Origin of the sequence: Bradyrhizobium sp. (assembly GCF_049798375.1) — a bacterium.
Taxonomy (GTDB): domain Bacteria; phylum Pseudomonadota; class Alphaproteobacteria; order Rhizobiales; family Xanthobacteraceae; genus Bradyrhizobium.
This window is the reverse complement of sequence record NZ_JBARGP010000248.1, coordinates 1-2,554: the sequence shown is the minus strand read 5'-3', so window position 1 is coordinate 2,554 and position 2,554 is coordinate 1. Positions and strand designations below refer to the sequence as shown.

Sequence of the window (2,554 nt, the reverse complement as noted above, 5' to 3'; positions counted from 1 at the left end):
CACGACGGTCGCGCGCGCGTTGCGGCTGATGATCGTGGCGCGCTCGACGGCGGCGGCGTGGAGGAGCTGGCCGCGCGGCTCGGGATCGGGGCGCGGCATCTCGATCGCCTATTTCAGCGTCATCTCGCCGCAAGTCCGATCCAGGTGGCGCAGACGATCCGCGTGCAGCGTGCCAAGCGGCTGCTCGACACCACGGATTGGCCGATGACCGAGATCGCGCTGCAGTCAGGCTTCGGCAGCCTGCGTCGCTTCAACGCCGCCTTTGCCGCGATCTATCACCGGCCGCCAAGCCAGATCAGGCGGCCGCGGCGCGCTTGATCCTCCCGGCGAACCGCGCCACGATGTTGTTAAATCAGACATTGCGGAGGAGCGGTCGGTGAAATGCTATGAGCTGCAGGGGCCGGGCGGGATCGACGAGCTGGCGCTGGTCGACAAGCCCGTACCGCAGGCCGGCAAGGGCGAGCTGATGGTGCGGCTCACGGCGGCGAGCCTGAACTATCGCGACCTCTTGACGGTGAAGGGCGGCTATGGCGCGCGGCAGAAGTTCCCGCTGGTGCCGTGCTCGGACGGCGCCGGCGTGGTGGAAGCGGTCGGCGATGATGTGCGCGGCTTCGCCGTGGGCGATCGCGTCATCGGCAGCTTCTTCGAGGGCTGGCTCGGCGGCGAACCGTCGGAAGTGAAGATGCGCACCGCGCTTGGCGGCGCGGTGGACGGCACCTTGAGCCAATATCGCGTCTTCAAGGCGAACGCGGTGGTGAAGACGCCTGATCATCTCAGCGATGTCGAGGCGGCGACATTGCCGTGCGCCGGGCTCACCGCCTGGAGCGCGGTAGTCAAGCTCGGCAACATCCGGCCCGGACAGACAGTGCTGACACAGGGCACGGGCGGCGTCTCGATTTTTGCGCTGCAGATCGCCAAGCTCTGCGGCGCGCGGGTGATCGCGACCTCGTCCAGTGAGGCGAAGATCGAGCGGCTGCAGGCGCTCGGCGCCGACGTGACTTTGAACTACAAGACCACGCCGGACTGGGGCAAGCGGGCGCGCGAAATCACCGGCCATGGCGTCGATCTCGTGGTCGAGGTCGGCGGCGTCGGCACGCTCAATGAGTCGATCCGCGCCACCCGCATCGGCGGCAGCATCGCCTTCATCGGCGTGCTCGCCGGCCCGCCGCCGGCCGAGCTGCGGCTGCCACTGATGGTGATGCAGCAGCAGCGGCTGCAGGGTGTCACGGTCGGCTCGGTCGAGGATCTGCAGGCGTTCTGCGACGCGCTCGCGCTGCATGGCACGAAGCCGGTGGTCGATCGGGTGTTTGCGTTCGATCAAGTAAAAGAGGCGTTCCACCACATGGCCAGTGGCGCGCATTTCGGCAAGGTGGTGGTTGCGATCGGCTGAGGCTCAGCCTGTCGTGGCGACGATCGTCTTGCGCGCCGGCAAGGTCATCGCGATGACGCCGGCCACGACGCAGCCGAGCCCGAGCCAGGCGGTCGGTGACAGACGTTCGCCGAGCGCCAGCACGCCGATCGCAACTCCGATCGGCACCCGCAGATAGGATTGCGCTGTCGCGCCGATCGAGCCGAGCGTCTGCACCAGGCGGAAATAGATCACCAGCGCGAGCGCGGTGGAGATGGTCGCCAGCGCCAGCAGCGCCTCCAGTGACGCCGCTGACGGCGCCAATGTCCAGGGACGGTCGATCACCAGCGCGGCCGGCAGCAGCAGGGCCGTGCCGGCCAGCAGCGAGCCCGCCGCTGGCAGCATGGGGTCGAGGCCTTTGAAGCCCTTGCCGTAGATTGCGGCGCCCGCATAGCAGATGGTGGCGGCGACGATCGCGAGCTGGGCCCAGAGCATATCGCCGAGCCCATGCAGCGCCTCGATGCCGACGAGCAGGCAGATGCCGACCAGGCCAGCGGCGACGCCGACCAGCTTGCGCAGCGTGACCGCCTCGTGGCGCGTTACCAGCGCGGTCAGCAGGAAAGCGAAGATCGGCGAGGTCGAGTTGAGGATGGTGGCGAGCCCCGCGTCCACCGCCTGTTCGGCCCAGGCGATCAGCGTGAACGGGACGACGCTGTTGAGGCAGGCCTGGCCGAGGAATTTGCGCCAGGTCGCGGCGTCACCTGGCCAGGCAAGGCCGCGGGCGCGGATCACAGCCGTGAGCACCAGCCCGGCGATCAGCGTGCGTGCCGCGATCAATGTCAGCGGCGGGATGGTGGCGACGCCGAGCTTGATGAAAGTGTAGGACGCGCCCCACAGCGTGGAGAGCAGGACGAGCAGCGCGAGCTCGGTCGCGACGGTGGGTCTTGCGGTCATGACGCCTCGCGGGATTCGGGAGCAGCCGGTTTGCTATCCGTAATCCCGCGACGTCGGAGCATGTTTCGATGCCGGGCGAACTGTTGATGGAAGCCTGCTGGGCGTCAAGCTTAGCTGTCGTCATTGCGAGCGAAGCGACGTGTCCGCCATAGCCTGAAGGGCGACGGCGGAAGCAATCCAGAATCTTCGTGTTGTCCCGGATTGCCTCGTCTCCTGCGGCTCCTCGCAACGACAACAGCAGCAGGCTTTGCG

The 2,554-nt window shown here is 67.7% G+C and carries 3 protein-coding genes; 2 read left to right on the top strand and 1 reads right to left on the bottom strand.

The genetic code is table 11. The features are described from left to right. Both WA702_RS10520 and WA702_RS10515 read left to right on the top strand, forming a co-directional pair. On the top strand, positions 1–318 hold a 318-nt coding region (locus WA702_RS10520), incomplete at its 5' end, for a helix-turn-helix domain-containing protein (protein ID WP_425110452.1). Between the two features lie 58 nt (positions 319–376). Then, positions 377–1,390, top strand: a complete 1,014-nt coding sequence (locus WA702_RS10515; protein WP_425110451.1) for a zinc-dependent alcohol dehydrogenase family protein — start codon at positions 377–379, stop codon at positions 1,388–1,390. Positions 1,391–1,393: 3 nt separating this feature from the next. Here WA702_RS10515 and WA702_RS10510 read toward each other — a convergent pair whose 3' ends face one another. Further along, on the bottom strand, positions 1,394–2,302 hold the full coding sequence (locus WA702_RS10510) for a DMT family transporter (protein WP_425110450.1): 909 nt from the start codon (positions 2,300–2,302) through the stop codon (positions 1,394–1,396). Between the last annotated feature and the right edge of the window lie 252 nt (positions 2,303–2,554).